Origin of the sequence: Microbacterium sp. PF5 (assembly GCF_004794315.1) — a bacterium.
GTDB classification, from domain to species: domain Bacteria; phylum Actinomycetota; class Actinomycetes; order Actinomycetales; family Microbacteriaceae; genus Microbacterium; species Microbacterium sufflavum.
In genome coordinates, this window is the sequence record NZ_SSDQ01000077.1 from 33,243 (window position 1) to 58,421 (window position 25,179).

General features: G+C 70.1%; 24 protein-coding genes. 12 read left to right on the forward strand and 12 right to left on the reverse strand.

What is annotated here, in order from left to right:
* Window positions 1-7: 7 nt before the first annotated feature.
* From DW297_RS05995 to DW297_RS06015, 5 genes are all read right to left on the reverse strand, one after another.
* The gene (locus tag DW297_RS05995; protein ID WP_136030368.1) at window positions 8-1,294 is read right to left on the reverse strand and encodes an ABC transporter permease; all 1,287 of its coding nucleotides are present in this window, start codon (window positions 1,292-1,294) and stop codon (window positions 8-10) included.
* Entirely contained in the window at window positions 1,291-2,610 is a 1,320-nt protein-coding gene (locus tag DW297_RS06000) for an ABC transporter permease (RefSeq protein ID WP_136030370.1), read from the reverse strand. The genes DW297_RS05995 and DW297_RS06000 overlap by 4 nt, the downstream gene beginning before the upstream one ends.
* Window positions 2,607-4,121 carry an ABC transporter ATP-binding protein gene (locus DW297_RS06005; RefSeq protein ID WP_136030374.1) on the reverse strand — a complete coding sequence of 505 codons (1,515 nt, stop codon included), beginning with the start codon at window positions 4,119-4,121 and terminating at the stop codon, window positions 2,607-2,609. The genes DW297_RS06000 and DW297_RS06005 overlap by 4 nt, the downstream gene beginning before the upstream one ends.
* A gap of 106 nt (window positions 4,122-4,227) precedes the next feature.
* Window positions 4,228-5,340: a BMP family lipoprotein gene (locus tag DW297_RS06010; RefSeq protein ID WP_136030376.1), complete on the reverse strand. Its 1,113-nt coding sequence runs from the start codon at window positions 5,338-5,340 to the stop codon at window positions 4,228-4,230.
* Window positions 5,341-5,489: 149 nt separating this feature from the next.
* Window positions 5,490-6,605: a mannose-1-phosphate guanylyltransferase gene (locus DW297_RS06015; RefSeq protein ID WP_136030378.1), complete on the reverse strand. Its 1,116-nt coding sequence runs from the start codon at window positions 6,603-6,605 to the stop codon at window positions 5,490-5,492.
* A 227-nt stretch (window positions 6,606-6,832) separates the two neighbouring features.
* On the opposite strand from DW297_RS06015, the gene sdhC reads away from it, so the two are divergent.
* From sdhC to DW297_RS06045, 6 genes are all read left to right on the forward strand, one after another.
* A complete protein-coding gene (gene sdhC, locus DW297_RS06020) occupies window positions 6,833-7,267 on the forward strand; it encodes a succinate dehydrogenase, cytochrome b556 subunit (protein ID WP_136030381.1) in 435 nt (144 codons plus the stop codon).
* A complete protein-coding gene (locus DW297_RS06025) occupies window positions 7,267-7,707 on the forward strand; it encodes a succinate dehydrogenase hydrophobic membrane anchor subunit (RefSeq protein ID WP_136030382.1) in 441 nt (146 codons plus the stop codon). Before sdhC ends, DW297_RS06025 begins: the two co-directional genes overlap by 1 nt.
* 19 nt (window positions 7,708-7,726) lie before the next feature.
* Window positions 7,727-9,553 (forward strand): succinate dehydrogenase flavoprotein subunit, encoded by a 1,827-nt coding sequence (gene sdhA, locus DW297_RS06030; protein WP_136030384.1) that lies wholly within the window; start codon window positions 7,727-7,729, stop codon window positions 9,551-9,553.
* 2 nt (window positions 9,554-9,555) lie between these two features.
* Complete coding sequence (locus DW297_RS06035; RefSeq protein WP_136030386.1) at window positions 9,556-10,323, forward strand: succinate dehydrogenase iron-sulfur subunit; 768 nt, start codon at window positions 9,556-9,558, stop codon at window positions 10,321-10,323.
* A 101-nt stretch (window positions 10,324-10,424) separates the two neighbouring features.
* Window positions 10,425-11,639, forward strand: a complete 1,215-nt coding sequence (locus tag DW297_RS06040) for a YihY/virulence factor BrkB family protein (protein ID WP_136030388.1) — start codon at window positions 10,425-10,427, stop codon at window positions 11,637-11,639.
* A gap of 9 nt (window positions 11,640-11,648) precedes the next feature.
* Entirely contained in the window at window positions 11,649-12,488 is an 840-nt protein-coding gene (locus DW297_RS06045) for an exodeoxyribonuclease III (RefSeq protein WP_136030390.1), read from the forward strand.
* Between the two features lie 135 nt (window positions 12,489-12,623).
* Here DW297_RS06045 and DW297_RS06050 read toward each other — a convergent pair whose 3' ends face one another.
* Complete coding sequence (locus tag DW297_RS06050) at window positions 12,624-13,283, reverse strand: DUF4166 domain-containing protein (RefSeq protein ID WP_136030393.1); 660 nt, start codon at window positions 13,281-13,283, stop codon at window positions 12,624-12,626.
* Between the two features lie 60 nt (window positions 13,284-13,343).
* Here DW297_RS06050 and trpS point away from each other — a divergent pair, with 60 nt between their 5' ends.
* On the forward strand, window positions 13,344-14,348 hold the full coding sequence (trpS, locus tag DW297_RS06055) for a tryptophan--tRNA ligase (protein WP_136030395.1): 1,005 nt from the start codon (window positions 13,344-13,346) through the stop codon (window positions 14,346-14,348).
* A gap of 49 nt (window positions 14,349-14,397) precedes the next feature.
* On the forward strand, window positions 14,398-15,102 hold the full coding sequence (locus DW297_RS19205) for a hypothetical protein (protein ID WP_240744533.1): 705 nt from the start codon (window positions 14,398-14,400) through the stop codon (window positions 15,100-15,102).
* Window positions 15,103-15,114: 12 nt separating this feature from the next.
* Here the strand turns inward: DW297_RS19205 and pth are convergent, their stop codons facing one another.
* The gene (gene pth / locus DW297_RS06065; protein ID WP_136030397.1) at window positions 15,115-15,696 is read right to left on the reverse strand and encodes an aminoacyl-tRNA hydrolase; all 582 of its coding nucleotides are present in this window, start codon (window positions 15,694-15,696) and stop codon (window positions 15,115-15,117) included.
* Between the two features lie 96 nt (window positions 15,697-15,792).
* Complete coding sequence (locus DW297_RS06070; RefSeq protein WP_136030399.1) at window positions 15,793-16,407, reverse strand: 50S ribosomal protein L25/general stress protein Ctc; 615 nt, start codon at window positions 16,405-16,407, stop codon at window positions 15,793-15,795.
* A gap of 222 nt (window positions 16,408-16,629) precedes the next feature.
* Between DW297_RS06070 and DW297_RS19315 the strand changes: the two genes are divergently transcribed.
* Window positions 16,630-16,755 carry a hypothetical protein gene (locus tag DW297_RS19315; protein WP_275090547.1) on the forward strand — a complete coding sequence of 42 codons (126 nt, stop codon included), beginning with the start codon at window positions 16,630-16,632 and terminating at the stop codon, window positions 16,753-16,755.
* Here the strand turns inward: DW297_RS19315 and DW297_RS06075 are convergent.
* Entirely contained in the window at window positions 16,740-17,261 is a 522-nt protein-coding gene (locus DW297_RS06075; RefSeq protein ID WP_136030402.1) for a gluconokinase, read from the reverse strand. The genes DW297_RS19315 and DW297_RS06075 overlap by 16 nt on opposite strands.
* A gap of 11 nt (window positions 17,262-17,272) precedes the next feature.
* Window positions 17,273-18,331, reverse strand: coding sequence for a D-2-hydroxyacid dehydrogenase (locus tag DW297_RS06080; protein ID WP_136030404.1), 1,059 nt, complete (start codon window positions 18,329-18,331; stop codon window positions 17,273-17,275).
* A gap of 149 nt (window positions 18,332-18,480) precedes the next feature.
* Between DW297_RS06080 and gndA the strand changes: the two genes are divergently transcribed.
* Complete coding sequence (gndA, locus tag DW297_RS06085; RefSeq protein ID WP_136030406.1) at window positions 18,481-19,935, forward strand: NADP-dependent phosphogluconate dehydrogenase; 1,455 nt, start codon at window positions 18,481-18,483, stop codon at window positions 19,933-19,935.
* A 60-nt stretch (window positions 19,936-19,995) separates the two neighbouring features.
* Here gndA and DW297_RS06090 read toward each other — a convergent pair whose 3' ends face one another.
* Window positions 19,996-21,246 (reverse strand): FAD-binding oxidoreductase, encoded by a 1,251-nt coding sequence (locus DW297_RS06090; protein ID WP_168442807.1) that lies wholly within the window; start codon window positions 21,244-21,246, stop codon window positions 19,996-19,998.
* Window positions 21,247-21,350: 104 nt separating this feature from the next.
* Here DW297_RS06090 and DW297_RS06095 point away from each other — a divergent pair, with 104 nt between their 5' ends.
* Both DW297_RS06095 and DW297_RS06100 read left to right on the forward strand, forming a co-directional pair.
* Window positions 21,351-22,079 carry a response regulator transcription factor gene (locus tag DW297_RS06095; protein WP_136030408.1) on the forward strand — a complete coding sequence of 243 codons (729 nt, stop codon included), beginning with the start codon at window positions 21,351-21,353 and terminating at the stop codon, window positions 22,077-22,079.
* 11 nt (window positions 22,080-22,090) lie between these two features.
* The gene (locus DW297_RS06100; protein WP_206253098.1) at window positions 22,091-23,599 is read left to right on the forward strand and encodes a sensor histidine kinase; all 1,509 of its coding nucleotides are present in this window, start codon (window positions 22,091-22,093) and stop codon (window positions 23,597-23,599) included.
* Here the strand turns inward: DW297_RS06100 and DW297_RS06105 are convergent.
* Complete coding sequence (locus tag DW297_RS06105; protein WP_136030410.1) at window positions 23,593-25,167, reverse strand: FAD-dependent oxidoreductase; 1,575 nt, start codon at window positions 25,165-25,167, stop codon at window positions 23,593-23,595. The genes DW297_RS06100 and DW297_RS06105 overlap by 7 nt on opposite strands.
* Window positions 25,168-25,179: the final 12 nt, after the last annotated feature.

Here is a 25,179-nt window from a genome sequence, read left to right on the forward strand (position 1 = left end):
CTGCGTCCTACGACTTGATGTACGGCTTGCCGTCGGCGGCAGGTGCCTTGATCTGCCCGGCGAACCCGGCGACCGCGAGCAGCGTCACCACGTACGGCAGCATCAGCATGAACTCGCCGGGGATCGGCGTCTTCAGGATCGACAGCAGGTTCTGCAGGTTCGTCGCGAAGCCGAACAGCAGTGCCGCCAGCGTCGCCCTGATCGGGTCCCAGCGGCCGAAGATCACCGCGGCGAGGGCGATGAAGCCGAGTCCCGCCGTCATGTCCTTGCCGAACTGCGGCACCGAGACGAGCGTGAAGTACGCACCGCCCATGCCCGCGATCGCACCGGCCAGCAGCACGTTCCAGAACCGCGTCGGGTTGACCTTGATGCCCACCGTGTCGGCGGCCTGCGGGTGCTCACCGACGGCGCGGAGCCGCAGCCCCCAGCGGGTGCGGTACAGCCCCCACGCGACGACGGCGACCGTGAGGAACATCAGGTAGCCGATGAACGTCTGGTTGAACAGCACGGGACCGATGATCGGGATGTCGCTGAGCAGCGGGATCTCGATCCGCGTGAACCGCACCGGCGTGTTCAGCTCGGCCTCGTTGGGTGCCAGGAGCGCGCCGTACAGGAACCCGGTGAGACCGGTGACGAGCACGTTCAGCACGACACCGACGATGACCTGCTCGACGAGGTACTTGATCGCGAACGCGGCGAGGACGCTGGCGACCAGCACGCCGCCGACCATCGCGCCGATCAGACCCACGAACGGGTTGCCGGTGATGCTCGACAGCAGGGCGGCCGAGAACGCGCCGAGCAGCAGCTGCCCCTCGATGGCGACGTTGACCACACCGGCGCGCTCGCCGATCACGCCGCCGAGGGCGCCGAACACCAGCGGGACCGACAGCGACACCGCGCCGAACAGCAGGCTCGTGACGGGGACGAGGCCGCCCGCGGACGCCCACACCAGGAACCCGAACACCGCGAACACACCGTAGGCAGCGACCAGCCAGAGCGAGGTCAGACGATACACCCATGCCCGCAGGAACGAGGCGACCGTGATCACGACCAGCACGGCGAACACGAACCAGAAGGTCGACGAGGTGGGCAGGGCCACGTCGGGCAGTGCGAACGCCGACGACTGGTCGGAGAGCCGGAAGGTGCTGGTGCCGCTACGGGGTACCGCGAGGAACAGCAGCGCGAGCAGCACGGTCAGCACGGCGAGCACGATGGGCGCCTTGAGGTGGCGCTCCTTCACGGTCGCGAGCTGGACGGTGCCGTCTGCGGCCTCGGTCTGTGCGAGCGACATCATGCCGTCACCGCCTTCTTCGCGGCCTTGGCTCTCGCCTTGGCGGCCTTCTCCGCGTCGGACTTGGGCAGGAAGAACACGGTGCGCAGCAGCGGCGGCGCGGCGATGAACAGCACCACGAGCGACTGCACGACCAGCACGATGTCGACCGGGATGTCCTGCGCCTGCATCGAGAACGATCCGGCCTTGAGCGCGCCGAACAGGATGCCGGCGGCGAACGTGCCCCACGCGCGGCTGCGGCCGAGGAGGGCGACGGTGATCGCGTCGAAGCCGATGCCCGCGTCGATGGTCTCGGTGACGCCGGTGGTCACAGCGCCCTGCAGCTGGTTCATCCCCGCGAGTCCGGCGAGGCCTCCCGCGAAGAGCATCGCGTAGACGTAGATGCGCTGCACGCTGATGCCGGCGGCGCGGGCGGCGTGCGGGTTCTCGCCCACGGCGCGCATGCGCAGGCCGAGGGAGGAGCGCTCGAGGAGCCACCAGACGAACAGCGTCGCGATGATCACGATCACGAAGCCCACGTCCAGCAGCGGGAACTGCGGGCCGAGCAGCGTCGGGAACTGCGCCGACTCGGGTGTCGGCGAGCCGAGCGCCTGGTTCGTGCCCGGCTTCTGCAGCAGGCCGGGCGTCCGGATCATCCACAGCAGCAGGTAGTACGCGATGTAGTTGAGCATGATCGTGAGGATCACCTCGTGCGCACCCGTGCGGGCCTTGATGAGACCGGCGATCGCACCCCACAGCGCCCCGCCCGCGATGCCGGCGAGGAGCGTGACGGGCAGGTGCAGCCACAGCGGCAGGTCGAGGGAGAAGGTCAGCAGCGCCGCGACCGCGACACCGATGAGCATCTGGCCGCGCGCACCGATGTTGAACAGACCGACGCGAAACGCGAGCGCCACGCCGAGACCGGCCGCGATGAGCGGCGCGGCGAAACCGAGCGTGTTCGTCAGCGGACGGATCTGCGCGGCGAAGTCGGCTCCGCGGGCGTTGAAGATCGCGCCGCGGAAGAGCGCCTCGTAGCCGTTGTAGACGGCGTTCCAGGCCGCCGCCAACGTGTCGGTCGGACGGGCGAAGAAGTACCCGGACGCCTCCTGCACGTCTTCGTTCGTGAAGGCGATGAGGATGCCGCCCACGATGAGCGCGAGCACGATCGCCAGGATCGTGGTGACGGCGCTCCCCCGCAGGATCTCCTTCAGGACGACGTTCGCGCGGGGAGGCGGCGGGACGTCGGAGGGGTCGCGCGGCACGGTGCCGGTGCTCGTGGCGAGCTGTTCGGGTGGGAGCCCCTTGGTCGCGTCCCCTGCGCCTGGTGTCGCTCCGCTCACGCGGCCACCTCTCCTTCGGCCGCACCGGCCATCATGAGTCCGAGTGTCTCCCGGGGCGTGTCACCCGGGACGATGCCGACGATCGTGCCGCGGTACATGACCGCGATCCGGTCCGCGAGAGCTGCGACCTCGTCCAGCTCCGTGGAGACCACGACGACGGGGATCCCGGCGTCGCGCGTCTCGATGATCCGCTTGTGGATGAACTCGATCGAGCCGACGTCGACGCCGCGAGTGGGCTGCGCCGCCACGAGCAGGCGCAGGTCGCGGCTCATCTCCCGGGCGATGACCACCTTCTGCTGGTTTCCACCCGACAGCGTGCCCGCCGGGGTGTGGGGCCCCTGCGCGCGGATGTCGTACTCCTTGATGCGCTCGCGCGCGAACTCCTCGAGCACGGCGCGCTTGAGGGTGCCGGCGCGGCTGAACGCCGGGTCGTCCGAGCGGTCGAGCACCAGGTTCTCGGCGACCGAGAACCCGCCGACCAGGCCGTCCTCCGTGCGGTCCTCCGGGACGAACCCGACTCCCGCGTCGAGGATGGCGCGCACGCTCTTGCCGACCAGCTCCTTGCCGTCGAGCACGATGCTGCCCTCGACGCGCGCCGCGAGACCGACGATGGCCTCCACGAGCTCGGTCTGCCCGTTGCCCTGCACGCCGGCGATCGCGAGCACCTCGCCCGGTCGCACGGTGAAGTCGACGCCGTCCACGACGATCGCGCCGGCCGGGGTGAGCACCCGCAGTCCGGACACCGCCAGGCCGCCCTCGCCCAGTCGCGGCGGTTCCTTATGCACCGTCAGCTCGACCGCGCGGCCGACCATGAGCGAGGCGAGCTCCGCGTTCGACGCAGTCGGCGACGCCTCCCCCACGATCCGGCCGAGACGGACGATCGTGATGGTGTCGGCGACCTCCCGCACCTCGCGGAGCTTGTGGGTGATGAACACGATCGCGGTGCCCTCGTCGCGCAGCTGCCGCATGATGCCCATGAGCTCATCGGTCTCCTGGGGGGTCAGCACCGCGGTGGGCTCGTCGAACACGAGCACCTTCGCGTCGCGCGAGAGCGCCTTGATGATCTCGACCCGCTGCTGCACGCCGACGGGCAGGTCGCCCACGATCGCGTCGGGGTCGATGTCGAAGCCGAAGCGCGCGGCGACGTCCCGCACGTGCTGGCGGGCCTTCGCGATGTCAAGGGTGCCGAGCGCCTTGGTCTGCTCGTGGCCGAGCATCACGTTCTCGGCGACCGTGAACACCGGTACGAGCATGAAGTGCTGGTGCACCATGCCGATCCCCGCAGCCATCGCGTCACCCGGGCCGCGGAAGTGCTGCACCTCGTCGTCGAGGAGGATCTCTCCCTCATCGGCCTGGTACAGGCCGTAGAGGACGTTCATGAGGGTGGACTTTCCCGCGCCGTTCTCCCCGAGGAGGGCGTGGATCTGCCCCGGTTCGACCACCAGATCGATGTGGTCGTTGGCCACGAGGCTGCCGAATCGCTTGGTGATGCCGCGAAGTTCGAGCTTCATATCTGCACCTTATCCAGAAGTGTCATTCAGGAGAATCGTCGTCCGTCCACGGCACGGGGCGAGTGGCAGCCTGCTCACCACTCGCCCCGTGTCGGACCGTTTCAGATCACGGCGAGTTCTTCGACTCCACCGTGATGTCGCCGGAGATGATCTGCTCCTGCAGCGTCTTCAGCTCGTCCATCAGGCCCTCGGGCAGCTGGGACTCGAAGTCGCCGAAGCCGGACAGCTTGACGCCCTCGTTCTCGAGCGTCCCGACGTAGGGCTCCGGGTCGAAGTCGCCCTTGGCGGCCGCGATCGTCGCGTCGTGCACAGCCACGTCGATGGCCTTCATGATCGACACGAGCGTCATGCCCGCAACACTCGGGTCGGCAACCGCGAGGTCGCTGTCCACGCCGAGCATCAGGGTGTCCTTGCCGCTGTCGGTGATGGCCGCCGCGGCGCTCTGGTAGACGGGGCCACCGACCGGGAGGATCACGTCGACGCCCTGGTCGAGCACGCCCTGAGCGGTCTGCTTGGCGGTGTCGTTCGCGTCGAAGCCACCCGTGAAGGAGCCCTCCTGCGTCGCCGCATCCCATCCGAAGACCTGGACCGAAGCCGACTTGTCCTCGTTGTACTTCTCGACACCGAGCTGGTAGCCGTCCATGAACACGGCGACCGACGGGATCTGCATGCCGCCGAAGGTGCCGACCTTGTTCACACCGCTCTGCGCCGACCACGCCGCGGCCGCGTAGCCGCCGAGGTAGGCGGCCTGAGCCGTGTCGAACACGAGGGGCTTGATGTTGGGCGCGTCGACCTCGCCGTCGAAGTCGTTGTCGGCCCAGTCATCGATGATCGCGTAGTCGATCTCGGGGTTCGCGAGCGCCGACTCGACCGTGGCGGCCGACAGCTTGAAGCCGACCGAGACGATGAGCGAGCAGCCCTCGGACACCGCGGTCTCGAGGTTCGGCGCGTAGTCGTTGTCGTTCGCCGACTCGAACTCGAGCGGCTTGATGTCGAGCTCCTCGGCGGCGCTGTCCATGCCCTCCTTGGCCGACTGGTTGAACGACTTGTCGTTCCAGCCGCCCGCGTCGGAGATCAGGCAGGGCAGGAAGTCGGAGTCGGCCGGCTTGTCCGATCCCCCGGCCTCGTCGGTCGGTGCCTGGCCGCAACCGGCGAGCGCGAAGATGACGCCCGCGGCGACGGTCGCGCCGAGAAGCTTCTTGGTGGTGGAGATGGTCAACTCATGCCTCCCTCAACGGAACCGCGACCATCGCGGATCGATCAAAGTTACCTAGTGTTTCAGCCTTCGTGCACGCACGTCGCCCCCGGCGCTGGCGAAAGGTTACAAAGCTGAAATCAACCCACCCGATGAGCACCGATCACTGCTCATCAAAGCACGTCGCCCTGTCCGTTCAGCTTCAGCGACTCCACGACGCCCTTCACGCGCTGCGCGTTCTCCACCGTCGTGACGAGAAGCGCGTCGGGGGTGTCGACCACGACGATGTCCTTGACGCCGACGAGGCTGATGACGCGGGAGGTCTGGCTGACGAGGATGCCGCTGGCGGCATCCGTGAGCACCCGCGCCCGCGGCCCGAGAACGGCGAGGTCGTTCTTCCTGCCGTTGGTGATGAGCTTGGTGAGCGACGCGAAGTCGCCGACATCGTCCCAGTCGAAGTGCCCGGGGACGACGGCGAGGCGACCACGACGCGCGGCGGGCTCGGCGACCGCGTAGTCGATCGCCGTCTTCTTGAGGCGCGGCCAGATGCGGTCGACGACCGGGCCCCGTCGCTCGCGATCGTCCCACGCCTCGGCCAGTTCGAGCAGCCCGGCGTGCAGCTCCGGCTCGTTCGCGGCGAGCTCGTCGAGCAGGACGCTCGCCTTGGCGATGAACATGCCCGCGTTCCACAGGTAGCCCCGGTCGGCGAGGTACGCCTTGGCCGTCTCCAGGTCGGGCTTCTCCACGAAGCTCTCGACGAGCGCGGCCTCACGGGCACGCTCGACGACGAGCTCGGAGCCCTTCTTGATGTATCCGAAGCCGACCGCGGGCTCCGTGGGGGCGATGCCGATCGTGCAGATGTACCCCTCGCGAGCGACCTCGACCGCGTCCCGCACCGCGAACTCGAACACGCGCGTGCCGCGGATGACGTGATCGGCGCTGAACGAGCCGATGATCACATCGGGGTCGCGCCGGTGCAGCACGGCGGCGGCCAGTCCGATCGCCGCGGCGGACTCGCGCGGCTCCGACTCCAGGAACACGTTCAGATCGGCGATGCCGGGCAGCTCGGCCTCCACCGCCGCCCGGTGCGCCCGTCCCGTGACCACCGCGATCCGATCGGGTCCGGCGAGGGGCTCGAGGCGGTCCCACGTGTCGCGCAGCAGCGAGTGGCCGGAGCCGGTCAGGTCGTGCAGGAACTTCGGCGCATCCGCCCGGGAGAGCGGCCACAGCCTGCTGCCGATGCCTCCGGCCGGGATCACCGCGTAGAAGTCCTCGATGGGTTCGCTCACCCGGCCAGCGTACCCAGCCGGCCCGCTCGGTCCCCGTGAGCCGCTCCGCGGCGACGCGGTCCCGACCGGATCCGGGCGGCGCCCGCTGGTTAGGGTCCCCTTCGTCGCCCACGGCCTTCTCACAGGAATAGGATGGAGGGCGATCGGGCGTGCCTGCCCCTCCCCAGCACTTCGAGGGGTCGAGACGGCGCACGCGACCGAGTCACATCGATCCAGGGAGGACGACCGTGTCCACAAGCGCTCGCTTGACACCGTCGATTTCGGAAACCACGTCCAAGACCCCCCGCGGCACCCTCTACCGGGGTCGCGAAGGCATGTGGTCGTGGGTGCTTCACCGCATCACCGGAGTCGCCATCTTCTTCTTCCTGTTGGTGCACGTGCTCGACACGGCGCTCATCAGGGTGTCGCCGGAGGCGTACGACGCGGTCATCGGCACGTACAAGAACCCGGTCATGGCGCTCGGCGAGGTCGTGCTCGTGGCCGGCATCGTGTTCCACGCCATGAACGGTCTGCGCATCATCGCCGTGGACTTCTGGTCGAAGGGCGCCAAGTACCAGCGCCAGCTCTTCTGGGGCGTTCTGCTCGTCTGGGGCATCATCATGGCCGGCTTCGTGCCCCGCCACCTGATGCTCGCATTCGCCGGCTTCGGAGGAGGACACTGATGAGCGCTCAGACCGCCGTCGCCCCCGCCCGCCGTCAGCGCGGGGTGAACCTGGAGAAGTGGGGCTGGGTCTTCATGCGCGTGTCGGGCGTCGTGCTCGTCGTGCTGATCTTCGGCCACCTCTTCGTCAACCTCATGCTCGGCGAGGGCATCCACGCCCTCGACTTCGCGTTCATCGCCGGCAAGTTCGCCACACCGTTCTGGCAGTGGTGGGACGTGCTGATGCTGTGGCTCGCGCTCATCCACGGCGCCAACGGCATGCGCACGATCGTGAACGACTACGTGACCAACGCCACCGCCCGCAAGGCGCTCGTGTGGGCACTCGGGCTGGCCGCCGGCCTGCTCATCATCCTCGGCACGCTGGTCGTCTTCACGTTCGACCCCTGCCTGGGTGTGACCGAGTCCAGCACGCTGTGGGAGACCTGCCAGGCGCAGGGCTAGAAGAAGAGGCATACGAGAAGTGACTACCCAGACCCAGGATTCCGTCGTCCGTGACGGCGTGCACTACCACCAGTTCGACATCGTCATCGTGGGCGCCGGCGGCGCCGGGATGCGGGCGGCCATCGAGGCGGGCCCCGGCGCGAAGACGGCCGTGATCTCGAAGCTGTACCCGACGCGCTCGCACACCGGTGCCGCGCAGGGCGGCATGGCGGCGGCGCTCGCGAACGTCGAGGAGGACTCCTGGGAGTGGCACACCTTCGACACGGTCAAGGGCGGCGACTACCTCGTCGACCAGGACGCGGCGGAGATCCTCGCGAAGGAAGCCATCGACGCGGTCATCGACCTCGAGAACATGGGCCTTCCCTTCAACCGCACGCCCGAGGGCAAGATCGACCAGCGTCGCTTCGGCGGTCACACGGCCGAGCACGGCAAGACCCCGGTCCGCCGCGCCTGCTACGCCGCCGACCGCACCGGTCACATGATCCTGCAGACGCTGTTCCAGAACTGCGTCAAGCTCGGCATCAACTTCTTCAACGAGTTCTATGTGCTCGACCTCATCACCGTGAAGGACGAGGCGGGCAAGACCCAGATCGCCGGCGTCGTCGCCTACGACCTCGCCACGGGTGAGCTTCACGTCTTCCAGTCCAAGGCCGTCATCTTCGCGACCGGCGGCTTCGGGAAGATCTTCAAGACCACGTCGAACGCGCACACTCTCACGGGCGACGGCGTCGGCATCGTCTGGCGCAAGGGCCTCCCGCTGGAGGACCTCGAGTTCTTCCAGTTCCACCCGACCGGACTCGCCGGACTCGGCATCCTCCTCACCGAGGGCGCCCGCGGTGAGGGCGCGATCCTCCGCAACGCGTCGGGCGAACGGTTCATGGAGCGCTACGCCCCCACCATCAAGGACCTCGCGCCGCGTGACATCGTCGCGCGCTGCATGGTGCAGGAGGTCGCGGAGGGCCGCGGGGCCGGACCGCACAAGGACTACGTGCTGCTCGACTGCACGCACCTCGGCGCCGAGGTGCTCGAGACCAAGCTCCCCGACATCACCGAGTTCGCGCGCACGTACCTGGGCGTCGACCCGGTCGTGGAGCCCGTCCCCGTGATGCCGACCGCGCACTACGCCATGGGCGGCATCCCCACCAACAACAACGGCGAGGTGCTGGCCGACAACGACACCGTGGTGCCCGGCCTGTACGCCGCCGGCGAGTGCGCGTGCGTCTCGGTGCACGGCGCCAACCGCCTCGGCACCAACTCGCTGCTCGACATCAACGTCTTCGGCAAGCGAAGCGGCCGCAACGCCGTGGAGTACGTCAAGACCGCCGAGTTCGTTCCGCTCCCCGAGAACCCCGCCGCGTTCGTCTCCGGCATGCTCGAGGACCTGCGCAACAACCAGGGCACCGAGCGCATCGCCGTGCTGCGCAAGACGCTGCAGGACGAGATGGACAAGGGCGCGCAGGTGTTCCGCACGCACGAGTCGCTGCAGCACGTGCTGGGCGTGATCGCCGAGCTGCGCGAGCGCTACAAGAACGTGCACGTCGACGACAAGGGCCACCGGTTCAACACCGACCTGCTCGAGGCCGTGGAGCTGGGCTTCCTGCTCGACATCGCCGAGGTCGTCGTCTACGCGGCGCAGAACCGCGAGGAGAGCCGCGGCGGTCACATGCGCGACGACTTCCCGAAGCGCGACGACGAGAACTACATGAAGCACACCATGGCCTACCTGACGGGCGACCCGCACTCGTCGGACCCCAGCGACCACATCAAGCTCGACTGGAAGCCCGTCGTGTTCACCAAGAACGACAAGGGCGAGTTGAACTACCCGCCGATGGAGAGGAAGTACTGACCATGTCGAACGCCATCGCCGAAGCCCCCGCGGAGACGACCGAAGACACCGGCATCCAGTCCTTCATCGTCACGTTCAACATCCGCCGGTTCGACCCCGAGGTCGACGCCGAGCCGCACTGGGTCGACTACGACGTGGAGCTCTACTCCACCGACCGCGTGCTCGACGCCCTGCACAAGATCAAGTGGGAGGTCGACGGTTCGCTCACGTTCCGCCGCTCCTGCGCCCACGGGATCTGCGGCTCCGACGCCATGCGCATCAACGGACGGAACCGCCTCGCCTGCAAGACGCTGATCAAGGACCTCGACATCTCGAAGCCCATCTACGTCGAGGCCATCAAGGGCCTGCCGCTGGAGAAGGACCTCGTCGTCGACATGGAGCCGTTCTTCGCGTCGTACCGCGAGGTGCAGCCGTTCCTCGTCGCGAACTCCGTGCCGGAGAAGGGCAAGGAGCGCCTGCAGACCATCGCCGACCGCGAGGTCTTCGACGACACCACCAAGTGCATCCTGTGCGCCGCGTGCACCTCCTCGTGCCCCGTGTTCTGGACCGACGGTCAGTACTTCGGCCCGGCGGCCATCGTCAACGCGCACCGCTTCATCTTCGACTCGCGCGACGACAACGCCGCCGTGCGCCTCGACATCCTCAACGACAAGGAGGGCGTGTGGCGGTGCCGCACGACCTTCAACTGCTCCGAGGCGTGCCCCCGCGGCATCGAGGTCACGAAGGCGATCGCAGAGGTCAAGCAGGCGGTCCTTCGCGGACGCCCCTGAGGCATCTCCTCCCCCGCGCGAAGGGCGGCTCCGACTGCGGAGCCGCCCTTCGCGCGTCTCGGAGGCGTCCCGGCGTGGGGCGCCTTGGATAGGGTGGGGTCGTGTCCGACCCCACTGGTGCCGCGACCGAGCCCGGTCGTCTCGATGCGGCGGTCGAGCGCGCGACCGCGCTGACGCAGCGCACCCTGGGACTGTTCCCGGTGCGGGTGTGGCGACACTTCCTGCAGCACAACGGCTTCCTGCTCGCCGCGGGCGTGAGCTATCAGGCGCTGTTCGCCATCTTCGCCGCGGTGTACCTGGCCTTCGCCATCGCCGGTCTCTGGCTGGGCGGCAGCGAAGATGCGGTCAACGGCCTCATCGACATCATCAACAACTACATCCCGAACCTGATCCTCGATCAGGGCGGCGTGTTCACACCGCAGCAGGTGCAGGAGATCGCCTCCAACACGACCGGCGTGCTCGGCGTCACCGGCCTCATCGCCCTGGGCACGGTGATCTGGACCGCGATCGGCTGGGTCACCTTCTCCCGCCGCGCCGTGCGAGACATCTTCGGGCTCGAGCCCGACCGCCGCAGCTACCTGCTGCTGAAGGCCCGCGATCTGCTCGCGGCCCTCATCTTCGGGGTGGCCCTGATCCTCGGGTCGGCCCTCAGCTCGGCCAGTGCGGCCGTGCTGCGCTGGCTCCTCACCCTCCTCGGGTGGGACTCCGGATCGGACGGGCTGAACCTCAGCATCCGGATCGGGACCGTGCTCGTGTCCTTCGTGCTCCTGACCGGGGCCCTGGCCGCGATGGTGCGATTCCTCACCGGGACCTCGCTGCACTGGGGAGTGATCTGGCCGGGCGCACTCCTCGGCGGTGCGGCCATGACCGTGCTGCAGTTCGGTGTCGGCTTCCTGCTGAGCTACACGCCGTCGAACCCTCTCCTGGCCACGTTCGCGATCTTCGTCGGACTGCTGCTGTGGTTCCGCGTGAACGGCGTCGTGATGCTCGTCGCGGCGTCGTGGATGGCGGTGACGGCGCAGGACCGCGACCTGCCGCTCCTCGCCCAGACCGAGGCGGAGCGCCGCATCGACGAGCACCGGGCGCTGCTCGTCGCCGCGCGCATCCGAGCCCGAGACGCGCAGGCGGAGCGCGATGCCGCCCCCTGGTACCGCGTGTGGGCGACCGAGCGGGCGCTGCGCCGCGCACGGGAGGAAGTGGCGCACCTCGAGGCCACTGCCCCGCCGCCGCTGCCGGCGGGTTCCCCGCTGGCACAGCGTCTGCTCACAGAGCTCAACCACCGCCAGGACCGCGGTGATGTCGGAGGCGCTCGTTAGGCTGGAGGAATGCCTCATCTGCGTATCGCCACGGTCAATGTCAACGGGATCCGAGCGGCGGCTCGCAACGGGATGAGCTCGTGGCTCGACGCGGCGGACATCGACATCCTCACCCTGCAGGAGGTCCGCGGCCAGGACGAGCACATCGAGGCCGCCCTCCCCGGATGGACCTTCGTGCACGACGAGGCGACGGCGAAGGGGCGCGCAGGCGTCGCGATCGCCAGCCGCCTCCCCGCCGTCGCTTCCCGCACCGACTTCGGGCCGGAGGACTTCGATTCGAAGGGGCGCTGGATCGAGGCCGACTACGTGATCGGCGACCGGCCGCTGACGGTGGTCAGCGCCTACGTGCACTCGGGCGAGGCGGACACCCCGAAGCAGGACGAGAAGTGGAAGTTCCTCGACGCGTTCGAGGCCCGACTCGCGTCGCTGAACACCGACGGCGCCCTCGCCCTCGTCACGGGCGACCTCAACGTGGGACACCGCGAGCTCGATATCAAGAACTGGCGCGGGAACCGCACCAAGGCCGGCTTCCTCCCGCGGGAACGCGCGTACTTCGACCGGTTCCTCGGCGAGGCGGGCACGTCGATCACGGGGACCGACGGCTCGGTCGGCACCGGCCTCGGCTGGGTCGATGTCGGGCGCCGCTTCCACGGTGAGGTCGACGGTCCGTACACGTGGTGGTCCATGCGCGGGAAGGCATTCGACAACGACTCCGGGTGGCGCATCGACTACCACCTCGCAACTCCCGCTCTCGCGGAACGGGTCGAGGCTTACCACGTCGCCAGGGCCGCCGCCTACGACCAGCGCTGGAGCGACCACGCACCGGTCGTCGTCGACTACTCGTACTGACGACGCCGAGCCGGCCGCGCAAGCGGTTGCGTCGTGCCGGGCCGCGCTCGCGCACAGAGTGCGTTACCCGGACACGGATCGCGCCGAGCCGGCCGCGCGGGAGGTTACGTCGTGCCGGGCTCGCTAGGAGCCGGGCTAAGAGCCGGGCTGCGCAGCCGCGTGCCGGTCCTGTTCGCGGTACCACCCGCGGTACTCCAAGACCGTCCCCAGCACCGGGTTCACCGCGCGCATGTCGATCGTGCGACGACGGTGCTCCTCGTCCCAGCCGTCCACGAGATCGACGTGCACGCCGAGGGGTCCGCGGAGCGCGACCCGTCGACCGCACAGACGCAGCGCGACCCGCACCGTGCTCATGCGGAGGAACCCCTCCGATGTCACGGAGCACGCCTCGATCAGCTCGACCCGACCGCGCGAGCCGAGGAGGTTGCGCACCAGCCCAGGGCGGACGCTCACGGTCAAACGGTCGGCGATCTCCTGCGCACCGCGGGAGAAGCCGAACACGCGGACGGAGTCGAGCGTGGCACGCCCCGACGGAGACCGCCCGGACACCGTGGTCAGCGTGAAGGGCACCGCGCGGCCCCGGGCGGTGACGAGCAGACGCGGGCCCACGACGGGACGGGCGAGCGCCGACCATCGACCGAAGCGGCTTCCCGCGATCGCGAACACCCCCTCCGCGTGACCGACGGCCGAGGGGCGACGGAACGAGGCGAGCAGTTCCGGATGCAGTCGCTCCGCCTCCGCTCCGAGGGCGTCGAGGAAGACCTGGCCTCGTGCGGGCGGGGGTGTCTCGGTCATGCCGCCAGCGTAGGCGACGGCCGCGCGGAGGGCCGCGCGACGGGCGCATAGGATTGACGGGTGAACAAGCCTCGTCTCTACTCCGGAATGCAGCCCTCCGCCGACTCCCTCCAGATCGGCAACTACATCGGCGCTCTCCTGCAGTGGCGAGAGCTGCAGAACTCGTACGACGCCTTCTTCTCCGTGGTCGACCTGCACGCCCTGACCGTGGCCCAGGAGCCGGCGGAGCTGCGGGAGAAGACGCGCCGGACGGCTGCGCAGTACATCGCAGCGGGCATCGAGCCCGCGCAGTCGACGCTGTACGTGCAGTCCCACGTGCGCGCACACGCCGAGCTGGCGTGGATCCTCAGCACGATCACCGGCTTCGGCGAGGCCGGTCGCATGACGCAGTTCAAGGACAAGTCCGCCCGGTACGGCGCTGACGCGACCAGCGTCGGACTCTTCACCTATCCAGTGCTCATGGCCGCGGACATCCTCCTCTACCAGACCGACGTCGTGCCGGTCGGCGACGACCAGAAGCAGCACGTCGAGCTCACGCGCGACCTCGCCGAGCGCTTCAACACGCGCTTCGGTCCCACCTTCACGGTGCCGATCCCCGTCATCCAGAAGGAGACGGCACGGATCTACGACCTGCAGAACCCGACCGCGAAGATGTCGAAGTCGGCGGAGAGCGACGCCGGCGTCCTGTGGATGCTCGACGACCCGGCCAAGTCGGCCAAGAAGATCATGCGGGCGGTGACCGACAACGAGGGCTCGGTGCGGTTCGACCGCGAGAACAAGCCCGGTGTCTCGAACCTGCTGACGATCTACGCAGCCCTCACCGGTCGGCAGATCGCCGCGATCGAGGACGAGTACGCGGGCCGTGGCTACGGAGACTTCAAGAAGGGCCTGGCAGAGGTCGTGGTGGCGGAGTTCGGGCCGGTGCGGGAGCGCGCGCTCGAGCTCCTCGACGACCCGGCCGAGCTCGACCGCATCCTCGCCGCGAACGCCGCCCGCGCGGACGCCGTCGCCGATGCGACGCTGTCCGACGTGTACGACCGCGTCGGACTGCTCCGGCGGGTCTGACGGCGGCGGCGCCCGGGGGCGAGGACGGCAGCGCCTCTAGGATGGGGGCGTGACCGATCCCCAGCTGCCTCCTCCCCCCGGCGCACGCTCGACCCCCGACGGACCCCCGCCGGCACCCCCGGCATACGCCCCCGCGCCGACCGCCGCCCCGGTCCCGCCCGCATACGATGCCGCCCCGGTCCCGCCCGCATACGATGCCGCCCCGGTCCCGCCGTCGTACGCAGCCGCCCCGGTACCGCAGGCATACGCCACCGCCCCCGGCGCATACCCGACCGCGGCTCCGGTCGCACCCGCCGCCCCTCCCGGCGCCTACGCCGTGCCCGTGGGCGGCTACGCGGTGCCGTCCGGGGCCTACAGCGTGCCGGATGCGGCTCCGCAGCGCTCCGGCGTCCTGGGCTCGCTCGCCCTCGTCTTCTCCCTCGTCGCGGCCGTCGTGGCCCCGATCCTCGGCGGCATCAGCGCCTTCGAGATCGGCCGACGACTCCCCTACGGCGTCTCGAGCGGCAATGACCTGAGCGTCCTCAGCCCGGCGCGAGATCAGGTGCTGTGGGCGGAGCTGTCGTTCTGGACCGGGACGGTGTTCGGCGTCGCCGCGCTCGTCCTCGGCATCATCGCGATCCGCCGTCGGCAGGGTCGCGGTTCCGGGATCGCCGCGCTCGTGCTCGCCGTGCTCGGCGTCGTGATCTTCTCCGCCGTCGTGCTGGTCACGTTCGCCGTCGGGGGTGCCGCCGGATTCGCAGGCTCCCCCGCCTGATCGCACGACCGCTCAGCGGGGCGCGTGGTGCTTCTGCTGCGCGGCCAGGAGCCCCTCGTCCACCAGCAGCTCGACCGCATCGGCGGCATCCGCGACGAGGAGCGGCAGGTTCGCCCGCTCGTCCGTCCCGAACGGGGACAGCACCCAATCGGCGGGGTCCTGACGCCCGGGCGGGCGCCCGATCCCCACGCGCACGCGCGGGAACTCGGGCGTCGTGAGCGCGCGCGCCACGTCGCGCACGCCGTTGTGTCCGCCGTGGCCGCCGCCCGTCTTCAGCTTCACCGTGTCGAACGGGATGTCGAGCTCGTCGTGCACCACGACCACGTGCTCCGGCGCGACGGAGTAGAACCGGGCCAGTGCGGCGACCGGTGTCCCCGAGACGTTCATGAAGGTGTTCGGCTTGGCGAGCACGAGCTTGTCCGCCCCCGGGCGCAGCCACGTCTCCACCACACGAGCACCGCCCTTGTGCTCACGGAACGTCTCGCCGCGCCTGCTCGCCAACTCGTCGACGACCAGCTGGCCGATGTTGTGGCGGGTCGCCTCGTACCGCGGACCCGGGTTGCCGAGTCCGACAACGAGCCAGGTGACTGCCATTCCTCGTCCTCTCTCGCGGGCGCCGCGCACCCGGTCAGGATACGACGGAGGGGACGCGATGCGATCGCGTCCCCTCCGTGGTGAAGCTGTCGGAGATCACTCCGCGGCGGCCTCCTCGGCGGCCTCGGCGGGAGCCTCGCCCTCGGCGGCCTCGGCCTCGTCCTCGACCGGAGCGGCCGGAACGGCGATCGCGACGACCAGGACCTCGGGGTCGGTCAGCAGCGACGAGCCCTTGGGCAGGGTGACGTCGGCGGCCGTGATGTGCGCGCCCTCCTCGAGACCCTCGACCGACACCTCGATGTGCTCCGGGATGTGGGTGGCCTCGGCCTCGACCGACAGCGTGGTCGCGTCGAGGTTGACGATGGTGCCGGGAGCCGACTCGCCCGTGACGACGACGGGAACGTCGATCGCGACCTTCTCGCCCTTCTTCACGACCAGCAGGTCGATGTGCTCGATGATCTGGTGCACCGGGTCCTTCTGCACGTCCTTGACGAGCGCGAGCTGCGAGGTGCCCTCGATGTCGAGGTCGAGCAGCGCGTTCGCGCGACGCACGATCAGCGAGACCTGGTGGCCCGGGAGCGCGACGTGCACGGGCTCGGTGCCGTGGCCGTAGATGACGGCGGGGATCTTGCCGGCGGCGCGCAGACGACGGGCGAAGCCCTTGCCGAAGCTGTTGCGCAGCTCGGCGTGGACCGTGGTGTCTTCAGACATGGGTTCTCCTTCGGGGCACGCAGCGAAGGCGCCGCGCGGTGGTCTTGGAATTGTGAACTCGAACGCGGACGCGTGAGGAAAGCCACCGGGCTTGCTTCGCCGCGTCGATTACGGAGATCCGCGCACGCGCAGAAACATCCCTCGCCGAGGTACGTGTCCATGGTACCGGATCACCCGATAGGCTGAGGACACCGTCCCTTCTGCAGAACTCGGAGTACCCCCATGCTCGACGGCGCCTTCCTCTCGCACGTCCTCCTCTGGCTCATCGGCGCCATGACGCTCTGCGCCGCGATCGGTACCGCGGGCGCGCTGTTCTCGCTCGGCCGCTCCGGCTACCGCAAGGACTGATCGCCCCTCCGACGCTCCTCGTCCCGCCACGCGGTGACGATGGCGTCGACCTCCCCGGCGGGGTTCCGCGTGGCCTCGACCCGCACCCCGCGCTCATCGCCCTCCAGCGGCTCCAGCGCCGCGAGCTGCGAGTCCAGCAGCGACGCCGGCATGAAGTGGTCCTCCCTCGCCCGCATCCGCGCGGCCAGCACCGCAGGATCGACGACGAGCTCCGCGAAGAACGCCTCCGGCGCCCCCGCCCTGATCGCCTCGCGGTAGCGACGCCGCAGCGCGGAGCAGGCGATCACGATCCGGTCGTGCGCGCGCAGCGTCTCGCCCACGACCCGCAACCACGGCAGGCGGTCCTCGTCGTCGAGCGGGACACCGGCAGCCATCTTGTCGACGCTGGTGAGCGGATGCAGATCGTCACCGTCGACGAACCGCGCGTCCAGCGCCTCCGCGAGGGCCCGGCCCACCGTCGACTTGCCCGAGCCGCTCGGCCCCATCACCACGATGCGGACGCTCATCGCCGCCCGGATCAGTAGAACTCGACGGTGTCGACCACGGCGCGCAGCTCGCGGCCGTCGAGCAGGCGGGTGGCGTTCTCCGCGAAGCGGCGGGCGATGCGCTCCTCCTCGCGGGAGCTGAGCGCCGCGGTGTGCGGACTCACGAGCACGCGCGGGTGCGACCACAGGGGCGAGTCCTCCGGCAGCGGCTCCTCCTCGAACACGTCCAGCCCGGCGAACCCCACGCGCCCGTCGTCCAGCGCCCGCAGCAGCGCGGCCTCGTCGATCACGCTCCCCCGGCCCACGTTGGTGACGATCACCCCGGGGCGCACCGCCCGCAGCACGTCGTCGCCGATCAGGTGCCGGGTCTGCGCGGTACCGGGCAGCGTGACCACGATCGCGTCGACCTCCGCGACCACCTCGCTCAGCGCATCCGGGGAGACGAGCCGCTCGACCCCCTCCACCGGGCGGCCGGAACGGCTCGTGCCCCACACCCGCGCACCCAGCGCATCGAATCGGCGCGCGCACTCCGCTCCGATCCCGCCCAACCCGACGACGAGCACCGTCATCTCCTCGACCTGCCTCATCTCCCACCGCTCGGGCCAGCGACGGTCGCGCTGATCCTCCAGCAGACGCGGCAACCCCTTGGCACCGGCGAGCACGGCGAACACCGCGAACTCGGCGAGAGTGCCACCGTGCACGCCGGCGCTCGTGGTGAAGACGACCCGGTCCAGGTCGGCGCGACCGAGGTCCGCGGCGCGCACCGTGCTCCCGCCGCCCGCCGCCGTGGTCATGACCCAGCGCAGCCGCGGGTTCGCGGACACCGTGCGCGCCAGGGCGCGGGGATCGACGTCCGGGATCCCGAACAGCACGTCGGCGGAGTCGACCAGCGCGTCGAAGGCCTCCTGCTGCTGCGGCGTGCGCGTGAACCCGGGGTCGCCTGACCAGTCCGCGGGCCCGCGCATCGGCGGCACGAGCGACGGATCGCTCACCACCTCCAGGCGCGGCTCCAGCTCTTCGATGAGCCGGCACAGCTCCTCGGGCAGCGGCACCGCCACCACGGCGCGTACCTTCTTCTCGGACTCCGTCACGACGACTCCCTCTCTGCAGGCCTGCTCCGACCAGCGTAGAGGTCGAGGCGGGCCGCACCGCCGCGGCCTCACGAGGACACGATCGCGCACCGACCGACCGCACAGCGATACGCTGAACACAACCCTTCTTCACGATCGAGGAGCCCTCTGTGCCCGAAGCATCAGCGAACATCGGAGTCGTCGGACTCGCCGTCATGGGGTCGAACCTCGCCCGCAACCTCGCCAGCCGCGAGGGCAACACCGTGGCGATCTTCAACCGCAGCTACGAGAAGACCGAGACCCTCCTCGAGGAGCATCCGGAAGCCGGCTTCATCCCCGCCCGGACGTACCAGGAGTTCGCCGATGCGCTGCAGAAGCCGCGCACGGCCATCATCATGGTCAAGGCGGGTGCCCCGACCGACGCGGTGATCGATTCGCTGGTCGAGGTGTTCGAGCCGGGCGACATCATCGTCGACGGCGGCAACGCCTACTTCCCCGACACCATCCGCCGCGAGAAGGCCGTGCGGGAGACGGGCATCAACTTCGTCGGCGCCGGCATCTCCGGCGGCGAAGAGGGTGCGCTCACCGGTCCCTCGATCATGCCCGGCGGCTCCGACGAGTCGTGGGTCACGCTCGGCCCGATCCTCAAGTCCATCGCGGCGGTCGCCGAGGGCGAACCGTGCGTCACGCACGTGGGTCACGACGGTGCCGGCCACTTCGTCAAGATGGTGCACAACGGCATCGAGTACGCCGACATGCAGCTGATCGCCGAGGCCTACGACCTCATCCGTCGCGGCACCGGCAAGTCGCCCGCCGAGATCGCCGAGATCTTCGCGGAGTGGAACCGCGGCGAGCTCGAGTCGTACCTGATCGAGATCACCGCCGAGGTGCTCCGTCAGGTGGATGCGGAGACCGGCAAGCCCCTCGTCGATGTGATCCTCGACCAGGCCGGCGCCAAGGGCACCGGTGCCTGGACCGTGCAGACCGCGCTGTCGCTCGGCGTCCCGGTCTCCGGCATCGCCGAGGCGACCTTCGCCCGCTCGCTCTCCTCGCACCCCGAGCAGCGCGCCGTCGCCGCGTCGCTGCCCGGACCCGACGAGGAGTTCACCGTGCCGGCCGATCAGGTCGATGCGTTCATCGAGGACGTGCGCCTGGCGCTCTACGCGTCGAAGATCGTCGCGTACTCGCAGGGCTTCGACGAGATCCGCGCGGGGGCCGCCGAGTACGGCTGGAACATCGACCTCGGCGCGATCTCCAAGATCTGGCGCGGCGGCTGCATCATCCGGGCGCAGTTCCTGAACCGGATCGCGGACGCCTACGCCGAGACGCCCGACCTTCCCGTGCTGATGACGGCGCCGTACTTCGCCGAGGCGCTGACCCGCGCCCAGTCCGCCTGGCGCCGCGTCGTGGTGACGGCCGCGCAGTCGGGCATCCCCGCCCCGGCGTTCTCGTCGTCGCTGTCGTACTACGACGGCATCCGCGCCGACCGCCTCCCCGCCGCGCTCGTGCAGGGTCAGCGCGACTTCTTCGGCGCCCACACCTACAAGCGCATCGACAAGGACGGCACGTTCCACACGCTGTGGTCGGGCGACCGCACCGAGATCGAGGCCGAGGACACGCACTGACGCCTCCGTGCGACGAGGGCCCGGGAACCGCATGGTTCCCGGGCCCTCGTGCGTCGTCGCTCAGACGCTGATGTTGTGGTTGCGGCGGAACAGGTTCTGCGGGTCCCACTGCCGCTTGACCTCGAGGAGCCGGGCGAACGCCTCTTCGGCATACATGCCGGCGACCGTCTCGGACTGCTCCGTGTCGACGAAGTTGCTGTACTCGGCGAGGCGCCCCGCGGCGATCCGCTGGACCTCGACGGCAGCGCGCTCGCGCGCGGCGTCGTCGAGCAGTCCGGGGATGTCGAAGGCGGCCGCCATCACGAACCAGGTCGCGGAACGGGCGGGGAACGCGGTCGCCTCCTGGGGCACGTCGGCGAAGGCGCCGCCGAGCGAGCGCAGGAACACGACCGACGCCGGATAGGCGCTCCGGAAGGCGATCAGGCGGTCGATCAGCTCATCATCGAGGTCGGACATGAGCCCGTTGGCCGCGATGAACCCGGGAGGAGCGGGGGCCTCCTCCCCCTCGGGCTGCGGCATCTCCAGCAGGATGTCGCGGTAGGCCGGCGTACTGACCTCACTGTGCACGCCATCGAGCGCGGCGATCGGGGCGAGGGCGGCCTGCAGCGCCTCGGGCTCGGGGCCGGCCCAGACCGCGGTGAGCCTGGCGCCCGCTGGAGCACTCGGGTCCATGGGCGGCACGTCCATGAACGTGACGGTGAGCTCGCGCGGGGCATCGCGCATCAGGTCGCGTGTCGCCCGGAGGACGTCGGTGGCATCACCGTCGACGACGTTCTCGGCCAGCGCGATGCCCGGGAGCCGGTGCGCCTCGAAGTCGAAGCGGGTGACGATGCCGAAGTTGCCGCCACCGCCCCGCAGCGCCCAGAACAGGTCGGGGTGCTCGTCGGCGGAGGTCTCGATCACGTCGCCGGTCGCGGTCACGACCTGCGCGCCGACCAGCTGGTCGACCGCGAGGCCCCAGGCCCGGACCATCCAGCCGATGCCGCCGCCGAGGGTGAGACCGCCCACGCCGACGCTCGCGGTGTCGCCCGAGCTGAGCGCGAGGCGGTGGTTCGCGAGCTCCGCGGCCACGTGGCCCCAGACGGCGCCGCCGCCGATGCGGACCCTGGTGCCCTCGACCTCGACGGAGGACAGGGCGCCGAGCTCGATGCGGATGCCGGGTGCGGGGGCGTGCGACCAGGGGCCGTGCCCGCCGGAGACGACGGTCAGCGGGACGGGCTCCCGTGCGGCGCGACGGACGAGGTCGGCGACCTCGGAGACGGTGGAGGGACGGTGGACGATGGGGGAAGGATGCTCGACGCTGTCGGTCATGAGCACACGGTAGACCCGGGCGCAGACATTCGGGAGGGCTGTTCCCAGAGAACACATAGCGGCCTCCATAGAAATCGCATAGGAGATTCCGCAGAATAGATGCTATGACCAGCGACCTGCCCGAACTGCGCCGCCCCGACGGCTCCCCTCTGCGCATCCTCGCCGTGGACGACGAGCAGATGCTCACCGACCTGCTCGCCATGGCCCTGCGGATGGAGGGGTGGGAGGTGCGCACCGCGTCGTCCGGCCTCGAGGCCATCCAGGTGGCCAAGGAGTTCGAGCCGGACGCGCTCGTGCTCGACATCATGATGCCCGACCTCGACGGGATGTCCGTGCTCAAGCGGCTCCGCGATGCGGGCAACCTCGTGCCCGTGCTGTTCCTCACGGCCAAGGACGCCGTCGGCGACCGCGTGGCGGGCCTCACCGCCGGCGGCGACGACTACGTGACCAAGCCGTTCAGCCTCGAAGAGGTGATCGCCCGCCTGCGCGCGATCATCCGCCGCACCGGTCACGCGACCGCAGACGACGGGCAGTCCATCCTCCGCGTGGCCGACCTCACGCTCAACGAAGACAGCCACGAGGTCGTGCGCGACGGCACCGAGATCGAGCTGACCGCGACCGAGTTCGAGCTGCTGCGCTACCTGATGCGCAACGAGCGCCGCGTGCTGTCGAAGGCGCAGATCCTCGACCGGGTGTGGAGCTACGACTTCGGCGGGAAGTCGTCGGTGGTCGAGCTGTACATCTCCTACCTGCGCAAGAAGATCGACGCCGGACGCACTCCTCTGCTGCACACGGTGCGCGGCGTCGGCTACATGATCAAGGCCCCGCAGTGAGCGGAGCGACGATGACGCGACGCCCCATGAGCCTGCAGACGCGGCTCATGACGGCCGTGATCGGCTTCGTGTCGCTCATCCTCGTCATCGTCGCCATCATCACCAGCGCCACCCTCGGCAGCACGCTCGAACAGCAGCTCGACGACAAGGTCAAAGGCTACGCCGTCACGATCCGCGACCAGGTCGTCGAGCGGGTCGCGCCGTCCGATGCGACCGTCGAGAACATCCTCTACCGCATCGACCCCGTGCCGGGGCTGCTGCTCTCGGTGGGAAGCCCCGTCGCCGGCGCCACGGGCGTCGCGTTCCACGACAACCGCGCCGAGCTCAGCAACCGGTCGACCACCCTCACCTCCGAGCAGCTGCGACAGCTGTACGGCACGGTCGCCCTCGGCACCCAGGGCACCATCACGTTCGACGGGCTCGGCTCGTACCGCGTCTTCGCGACCACCGCGGGCAACGGCGTCGTCGTGGTCACCGGACTCCCCCGCGACGAGATCCAGAACCAGCTCACGCAGCTGCTCACCGTGATCGTGCTCGCGACCGTGGGCGGCCTGATCCTCCTCGCCCTCACCACCGCGGTGACCATCCGGGTGAGCCTTCGTCCGCTGCGCGCGGTCGCCGCGACCGCCACCCGGGTCGCGAACCAGCAGCTCGACCGCGGCGAGGTCAGCATCACCGAGCGCGTGCCGCCCGCCGAGGCCGATCCGCGCACGGAGACCGGGCTGGTGGGCGCGGCGCTCAACAAGCTGCTCGACCACGTGGACGTCTCCCTCGCCGCTCGGCAGAAGAACGAGGAGCGCATGCGGCAGTTCGTCGCCGACGCGAGCCACGAGCTGCGCACCCCGCTCGCCTCGATCCGCGGCTACTCCGAGCTCTCCCTGCGCGCCCTCCGTCAGGCGGACGCCGCGACCGACCCCGCCAAGGCCCCCGAGGCGATCGAGGGCACCACGTCGTCGCTCGAGCGCATCCAGGCGCAGTCGCTGCGCATGACCAGGCTCGTGGAGGACCTGCTGCTGCTCGCCCGGCTCGACGAGGGCCGCGAGCTCGTCTACAGCAACGTCGACCTCGCGCAGCTCGCGCTGGAGGGCCTCTCCGACGCGCGGCCGACCGCGCCCGAGCACCACTGGAGCATCGAGGTCCCGGACGAGCCGGTGCTGATCCTGGGCGATGCCGGGCGCATGCACCAGGTGGTGGCGAACCTGCTCGCGAACGCCAGGGCACACACCCCGGCGGGGACCACGGTGACGCTCAGCGTCGCCAGGGAGGGCGACGACGCCGTGCTCCGCGTGCACGACGACGGGCCGGGCATCGACCCCGCGATCCGCGACGAGCTCTTCGCCCGCTTCGCCCGCGGTGACACCTCGCGCGCCCGTCAGACCGGCGGCACCGGGCTCGGCCTCGCGATCGTGAAGGCCATCGTCGAGGGGCACGGGGGCGTGATCGACGTGACCAGCGAGCCGGGTGACACCACCTTCACGGTGCGGATCCCGTCCGCGCCCGCTCCGGCCCCCGCTCAGTAACCCGCGAACGCGTCGGTCGTGAGGCTGCGCGCCCTCTGCAGCGCCGGCGCGAGGTCGGCGATCAGCCGCGGCGGTCCGGAGATGAACGCGTGCCGCTCGGCCAGGTCGGGCACGGCCTGCTCGAGCGACTCCGCACCCAGGCGCGCGCCCCGCGCCCAGGACCAGTGCGCGGGAAGCCCGGTCGGCTCGTCGCGCGTGAACACCACCGTCCGCACGCCGGTCGCCTCCAGCTCCTCCCGGAACGCGAGCTCCGCGGCCTCCGCGGCGACGTAGACCAGCACCACGTCGCGCTGCTGACCCGTGGCCCGCAGCTGCCGCAACTGCGACACGAACGGCGTCACGCCGATGCCCGCCGCGACCATGAGCACGGGCTGCTCGCCGCGCGGCAGGACGAAGTCGCCCCACGTGCCGGTGACCGCGAACGTCGCCCCCGGCTCCGCGGCAGCCAGCGCGCGCTTGTAGCTGGACGGGTGCTTCTGGTCGCCGTTCTTGTACGCGATGCGCAGCGTCGGCAGGTCGGCCGGTGCCGAGACGATGCTGAACTCCCGTCGAGTGCCCCGCGCGTCGGGACGGCGGTGCGGCACGTCCAGCTCGAGGTACTGGCCGGCGAGGAACCGGACCCGCCCCTTCGCGCGGAACGTGAGCTCCTGCGCGGTCGGGGTGACGAAGGTGCGACGCTCCAGCACGAGCCGCACCGAGCCGCGCAGCGCGAACGCGAAGGCGAGCAGGTTGCCGATCAGCAGCGCCCGCTCCTGGCCGAGCGTGAACAGCCCGGCCACCGAGATCGGCCAGCCGGCGAGCACGCCGACCAGGACCGCGACCGCGAGCTGCTGTCGCCGTCGCGGCGGGAGCGTGAGCGGCTCGGACAGCATGAACGCGCCGAGGAACAGGAACGGCGACTGCAGCACCGCGAACGACAGCGCCGTGACGAGGTCGAACGGGATGTCGAACTGCGCCGCCTGCACGGCCTGGCGCACCAGGGACGTGGCCACCGCGGCCACGAGGAAGAGCGACACGACCCGGATCTTCTCGGTGCGCCAGAGCACGGCGAGCCCGAGCAGCACCACCGGCACGGCGAGCACCGGAGTGCCGACCCACCACGACGACGAAGTGCCCAGCCACGCGAAGGCTCCGAACGCGCCGAGGATCGAGACGACCGCCGCACCGAAGGCCGCCGGGTTGAAGATGTGGCGGCCGCGCCAGGCGATCACGTACTTCGACACGCTCGCCACGGCGCCCGCGATCGCGAGCCCGAGCAAGGCTGCGGGCTCCACACCGGGACGCAGCACGAACAGCAGGATGAGCGCGGTCACCAGCGACGACTCGATCCGCCACGGCAGCCGGAGGATGCGCTGCGCCGCCGCGTCCACCGCCGAGATCACGGCCGCGAGCACCACGAACGACACCACGAGCTCGACGGGCGTCGGCGACACGATCACCCCGAACAGCGACAGGACGAGGGCGATCGCGGCGAGGGCGATGAGGGCGAACAGCACCAGGCGGTACATCGAGAGCGCGCCCAGCACGGCGAGGACGCGCTGGCGTGCAGCGGCGAATGTCGTGATCACGGTTCCACTCTT

Excerpts from the sequence above, each read along its gene's own strand:
- DW297_RS06070 (WP_136030399.1), bottom strand. The coding sequence starts at position 16,407 with ATGTCTGAAGACACCACGGTCCACGCCGAGCTGCGCAACAGCTTCGGC.
- DW297_RS06005 (WP_136030374.1), bottom strand. The coding sequence starts at position 4,121 with ATGAAGCTCGAACTTCGCGGCATCACCAAGCGATTCGGCAGCCTCGTG.
- DW297_RS06090 (WP_168442807.1), bottom strand. The coding sequence starts at position 21,246 with ATGACCGACAGCGTCGAGCATCCTTCCCCCATCGTCCACCGTCCCTCC.
- DW297_RS06045 (WP_136030390.1), top strand. The coding sequence starts at position 11,649 with ATGCCTCATCTGCGTATCGCCACGGTCAATGTCAACGGGATCCGAGCG.
- pth (WP_136030397.1), bottom strand. The coding sequence starts at position 15,696 with ATGGCAGTCACCTGGCTCGTTGTCGGACTCGGCAACCCGGGTCCGCGG.
- DW297_RS06100 (WP_206253098.1), top strand. The coding sequence starts at position 22,091 with ATGACGCGACGCCCCATGAGCCTGCAGACGCGGCTCATGACGGCCGTG.
- DW297_RS06075 (WP_136030402.1), bottom strand. The coding sequence starts at position 17,261 with ATGAGCGTCCGCATCGTGGTGATGGGGCCGAGCGGCTCGGGCAAGTCG.
- DW297_RS06095 (WP_136030408.1), top strand. The coding sequence starts at position 21,351 with ATGACCAGCGACCTGCCCGAACTGCGCCGCCCCGACGGCTCCCCTCTG.
- DW297_RS19315 (WP_275090547.1), top strand. The coding sequence starts at position 16,630 with ATGCTCGACGGCGCCTTCCTCTCGCACGTCCTCCTCTGGCTCATCGGC.
- DW297_RS06035 (WP_136030386.1), top strand. The coding sequence starts at position 9,556 with ATGTCGAACGCCATCGCCGAAGCCCCCGCGGAGACGACCGAAGACACC.
- DW297_RS06050 (WP_136030393.1), bottom strand. The coding sequence starts at position 13,283 with ATGACCGAGACACCCCCGCCCGCACGAGGCCAGGTCTTCCTCGACGCC.
- DW297_RS05995 (WP_136030368.1), bottom strand. The coding sequence starts at position 1,294 with ATGATGTCGCTCGCACAGACCGAGGCCGCAGACGGCACCGTCCAGCTC.
- DW297_RS06025 (WP_136030382.1), top strand. The coding sequence starts at position 7,267 with ATGAGCGCTCAGACCGCCGTCGCCCCCGCCCGCCGTCAGCGCGGGGTG.